Here is a 4,694-nt window from a genome sequence, read left to right as displayed (position 1 = left end):
ATTTATACCTTTTATAAACTCATCTTCGTCTGTCGCGTCAAATTTTATCACTGCAGCCTTGCCGCCATTTTGCTCGATTTCAGCTTGCAAAGCGTCTGCTATCTCAGGCTTTGAGCGGTAGTTTATCCACACTTTTAAGCCCATATTTGCAAGCGTCTTTGCGATCTGTGCGCCGATACCTCTGCTTGCACCTGTTATTAGCACGTTTTTTCCGCTAAATTTCATAGATTCTCCTTATAAATTTTGCTTATATTATCAAATTTAAAATAACGCCTCGTCCATCTCAGCTGGGATATCAAGCCCCATGAGCTTTAAAACGCTAGGCGCGATGTTATTTAGACCGCCATTTTTTAGCTCTTTTACACCATCAGCCATCACAAAACAAAAGACATCGTAGGTAGTGTGGTTTGTCAGTAGCTCGCCGCCGCTATCACGCATCTCTTCGCAGTTTCCGTGATCGCTCGTGATGATCATCGCGTAGTTTTTCTCTTTTGCCTTGGCGTAAATTTCTCCAAGAGCCGCATCAACAGCCTCAACAGCCTTTATAGCGGCCTCATAGTTGCCAGTGTGCCCCACCATATCGCCATTTGCGAAATTTACCACGATAAAGTCTTGCTCGTCATCCATGCCCTTTAGCACGGCTTTGCAAACCTCAGCAGCGCTCATCTCTGGCTTTTCGTCGTAGGTTTTTACCTTTGGACTAGGGATAAGCACCCTAGTTTCGTTGCTAGCTAGCTCCTCGACACCACCATTAAAGAAAAATGTTACGTGGGCGTATTTTTCAGTCTCAGCCGTGTGAAGCTGCCTTAGTCCAGCAGCTGCTATGACCTCGCTTAGGGTGTTTTTTATCTTTTCATTTTTAAAGAGCACTTCAAATTTAAAATTTGCGTCGTATTCGGTCATGGTGATAAGATTTTTGATAGCAAAAGGGCGCTCAAACTCGCTAAATTTCTCTTCACCCAGAGCCTGGCATATCTCTCTTGCTCTATCGTTTCTAAAATTTATAAAGATCACGCCGTCATCTTCGCCCATGCCACTAAAGCCATTAAAGCTTGCTGGCTTTACAAACTCGTCTGTCACGCCCTCATCGTAGCTTTTTTGTAGGTACTCGCTTGGTGCTAGATCGCTTAAATTTGCCCCATTTACTAGGCTATCATAGGCCTCTTTTACACGCTCCCAGCGCTTATCTCTATCCATCGCGTAAAATCTTCCACAAACGCTCGCCACCTTAAATTTAGCCTCCAAGCTTTTTATGAAATTTACGCCACTATTTGGGCTAACGTCGCGTCCGTCAGTTATAGCGTGGGCAAAAACTTCGCAGCCATTTTTGCTAGCAAGCTCGCACATGCCATCAAAATGCTCCATGTGAGAGTGCACGCCACCGTCGCTATAAAGCCCTATGACGTGGATCTTTTTGCACTTTTTAAAAAGAGCCTTTAGCGCTTCATTTTCTGCTACCGAGCCGTCATTAAAGCTGCGTGAAATTTTAACCAAATTTTGATATAAAACTCGACCGCTTCCTATGCACATGTGCCCTACTTCGCTATTTCCCATCTGCCCCTCAGGTAGCCCCACAGCGTTTCCAGAAGTTTTTATGAGTGAGTTTGGAATTTCTTTAAAAAATTTATCGTAGTTTGGCTTTTTGGCCGCCTCAAATGCATTAAATTTGCCATTTTTGTTATATCCAATGCCATCAGTTATTATAAGTATAGTTTTTTGAGCCATTTTTAAATTTTATCCTTAAATTTAGATAATTTTTAAGGCCATTATACTAAAATTGCTTTTTTTTAAAATAAAGGCCCCTATGTTTTACTATATCTACGAAATTTTAAATTTTAATATCTTTCAGTATATCACCGTTCGCGCTGGCATCGCGTTTTTCATAGCATTTATCTTGACAGCTTATCTGATGCCTAAATTTATCGCCTGGGCAAAGGCAAAAAACGCCGCACAGCCTATCTACGAGCTCGCGCCACAAACTCACCAAAAAAAGGCCAAAACGCCAACCATGGGCGGACTTGTCTTTGTTTTTACTGCAGTCATCGCCACGATCATCTGCGCTAGGCTTGATAACGCTTTCGTACTAGCATCGCTCTTTTGCCTAGTTTGTTTTACTTTGCTTGGCTATAAGGATGATTACAGCAAAATTTTAGGTGCGAAAAACCACGCCGGCCTAAGCCCAAAGGCAAAGCTCTTTTTTCAGTTTCTCATCGCCTTTTTGCTCGCAGCCTTTTTATACATCAGCAAAGAGCTAAACACCGAGTTTTACCTGCCATTTTACAAGCAGCCCATCTTTGACATGAAAATTTTTGCCATTTTCTTTTGGACGCTAGTCATCGTCGCAGCCTCAAATGCGGTAAATTTAACAGACGGACTTGACGGGTTAGCCGCGGTGCCATCGATATTTTCGCTTCTAACTCTCGGCGTTTTTGCCTACATCTGCGGCCACGCTGTCTTTAGCTCGTACCTGCTTTTACCAAAGATCGCAGGCGTTGGCGAGAGCGTCGTCGTAGCCTCTGCGCTCATTGGCTCGCTCATGGGCTTTTTGTGGTTTAACTGCCATCCGGCTGAAGTCTTTATGGGCGATAGCGGCAGCCTAAGCGTTGGTGCATATATCGGTTTTATGGGCGTTGCGACCAAAAACGAAATTTTGCTCATCATAATAGGCCTCATCTTTGTCGTTGAGACGCTAAGCGTCATCTTGCAGGTGGGTAGTTTTAAAATTTTTAAACGCAGAATTTTCCTCATGGCGCCTATACATCACCATTTTGAGATAAAAGGCTGGGCGGAAAATAAGATCATCGTGCGCTTTTGGATCATCGCGCTTTTAGCAAATTTGATCGCACTAACGGCGCTAAAGATCAGGTAGATCATGCGAGCGCAGATAGAGCCTGACTTTGAGAGTGCTAGAAAAAAATATGATGAAATTTTGGAGCAAATTTTAGCCTATACCGACTTTTGCGACGAAAATGACGATGAAGACGGCGAAGAGTACCGCAAAGTTAAAGAGCGTCTAGCCAAGATAAGCGGCAAGGATATGAGTAAATTTAGCCTGCATGAGTGGTGGGAGGCCGAGGGGGCTGAGAATTTAGCCTTTGACATCGCCCTGCCAGAGCCAAAACTGGTACCTGATATCACAAAAGACGAGCTTAGCGTGATCGTAGAGCGCATGTTAGCACCTGTGCCTGAATTTGATGATGATTTTTTAGAGGCATTTTATGTAAGAGTGAAATTTGCTTGCAGGGGTGCTTATTTTGTGGAGTTTTTGAAGCTAAATTTTGCTGATACATTTAGCTTTGAGCTCTTTGAGCGCTGCGAGATAGAAGGCGTGATGCGTGAGCTAAGTGCAAATGAGATAGTAGAAATTTTATGGGGCAAAAGAGGATAAAAGCATGAGAAAATCACTATTTGGCTATGGTGGCACGACGAAAGCTATCGCTAAAAACTTCGTAAATGAGGGCTTTTGGGATATCTATGATGATAAATTTAGCGAAATTTCAAAGGATGAGTTTGGCAACGCACTTTTGCCAGTTAGCAAATTTGACCCAGCAAAAAGCGGCCTAGAGATACCAAGCCCTGGCATACCGCCTCACCACGAGCTTATCAAAAAAGCTAAAAATTTAGTTAGCGAATATGACTATTTTTATGAAATTTATAAGGCGCATTTGCCATTTAATGTCTGGATAAGCGGCACAAACGGCAAGACGACGACTACAAAGATGATGCAGCACCTGCTAGAGAGCAAGGGCTCAGTGATGGGCGGCAACGTCGGTATCGCGCTGGCAAATTTAGACCCGCACACTAAAATTTGGATACTTGAGACTAGCTCATTTACCCTGCACTACACAAACCGCGCAATACCTGGCATCTACGTGCTTTTGCCGATCACTCCAGACCACCTAAGCTGGCATGGCAACATGAGCGAGTACGAAAAGGCAAAGCTTAAGCCGCTTGCTAGCATGAGCGAAACTAGCGTAGCGATCGTGCCTGAAATTTACGCTAAAACGCCTACAAAGGCCAAAGTGATCGCCTATAAAGATGAGAGCGACTTGGCTCGTTTTTGTGGCGTAAATTTAGACGATATAGCCTTTAAAACGCCATTTTTGCTTGATGCACTGCTGGCACTTGCGGTTGAGAAAATTTTATTTGATCGCTGTGACGTGGCACTTTTAAACACATTTGTCATCGAGGCAAACAAGCTTGAAGAGCTCACCGACAAGATGGGGCGAACTTGGGTCAATGACACAAAAGCGACCAACATAGACGCTAGCATCCAAGCCGTAAAACGCTACAAAGATCACTTCATGCACCTGATCTTAGGCGGAGATGACAAGGGCGTTAGTATGGATGAGCTATTTGAAAGCTTAAGTGGGCTTAAGGTCAAAATTTATGCCATCGGCTCAAACAGCGACAAGCTTATGAATTTAGCTGCTAAATTTGGCGTCCCTGCCCTAAAATGCGACTTTTTACAAAACGCTGTAAATGAGATAAGCAAAGAGCTTAAAAGTGGCGAGATAGCGCTTCTAAGCCCAGCAGCTGCGAGCCTTGACCAGTTTAAAAGCTACGCCGAGCGAGGAGATAAATTTAAAGAGTTTATAAGAGCTCTTTGAGTTTAAGCCATTTTTAGATCTTGGCGTTTTGTCTAAATTTTGCCACTAAATTTAAAGAAAAAACAAAAATTTTCTCTATAAGAG

General features: G+C 43.4%; 5 protein-coding genes. 3 read left to right on the top strand and 2 right to left on the bottom strand.

The genetic code is table 11. The features are described 5' to 3' along the window. Both Q0296_RS03235 and gpmI read right to left on the bottom strand, forming a co-directional pair. A partial coding sequence (locus Q0296_RS03235) for an SDR family NAD(P)-dependent oxidoreductase (protein ID WP_298036468.1) occupies positions 1-225 on the bottom strand: 225 nt, incomplete at its 3' end. Positions 226-261: 36 nt separating this feature from the next. Further along, complete coding sequence (gene gpmI / locus Q0296_RS03230) at positions 262-1,725, bottom strand: 2,3-bisphosphoglycerate-independent phosphoglycerate mutase (RefSeq protein WP_298036467.1); 1,464 nt, start codon at positions 1,723-1,725, stop codon at positions 262-264. A 79-nt stretch (positions 1,726-1,804) separates the two neighbouring features. Between gpmI and mraY the strand changes: the two genes are divergently transcribed. The 3 genes from mraY to murD are packed head-to-tail and all read left to right on the top strand — an operon-like array spanning position 1,805 to position 4,610. Continuing rightward, a complete protein-coding gene (mraY, locus tag Q0296_RS03225; RefSeq protein WP_021086091.1) occupies positions 1,805-2,869 on the top strand; it encodes a phospho-N-acetylmuramoyl-pentapeptide-transferase in 1,065 nt (354 codons plus the stop codon). Between the two features lie 3 nt (positions 2,870-2,872). Further along, positions 2,873-3,388, top strand: coding sequence for a hypothetical protein (locus Q0296_RS03220; RefSeq protein ID WP_298036465.1), 516 nt, complete (start codon positions 2,873-2,875; stop codon positions 3,386-3,388). Positions 3,389-3,392: 4 nt separating this feature from the next. Continuing rightward, positions 3,393-4,610, top strand: a complete 1,218-nt coding sequence (gene murD / locus Q0296_RS03215; RefSeq protein WP_298036463.1) for a UDP-N-acetylmuramoyl-L-alanine--D-glutamate ligase — start codon at positions 3,393-3,395, stop codon at positions 4,608-4,610. The last annotated feature ends 84 nt before the right edge of the window (positions 4,611-4,694 follow it).

This window comes from uncultured Campylobacter sp. (genome assembly GCF_937890585.1).
Classification (GTDB): domain Bacteria; phylum Campylobacterota; class Campylobacteria; order Campylobacterales; family Campylobacteraceae; genus Campylobacter_A.
This window is presented reverse-complemented; position numbering and strand designations above follow the sequence as displayed.

What these genes read in the sequence shown, in the direction of transcription:
- gpmI (WP_298036467.1), bottom strand. Translation starts at nt 1,725, where the DNA reads ATGGCTCAAAAAACTATACTTATAATAACTGATGGCATTGGATATAAC.
- mraY (WP_021086091.1), top strand. Translation starts at nt 1,805, where the DNA reads ATGTTTTACTATATCTACGAAATTTTAAATTTTAATATCTTTCAGTAT.
- Q0296_RS03220 (WP_298036465.1), top strand. Translation starts at nt 2,873, where the DNA reads ATGCGAGCGCAGATAGAGCCTGACTTTGAGAGTGCTAGAAAAAAATAT.
- murD (WP_298036463.1), top strand. Translation starts at nt 3,393, where the DNA reads ATGAGAAAATCACTATTTGGCTATGGTGGCACGACGAAAGCTATCGCT.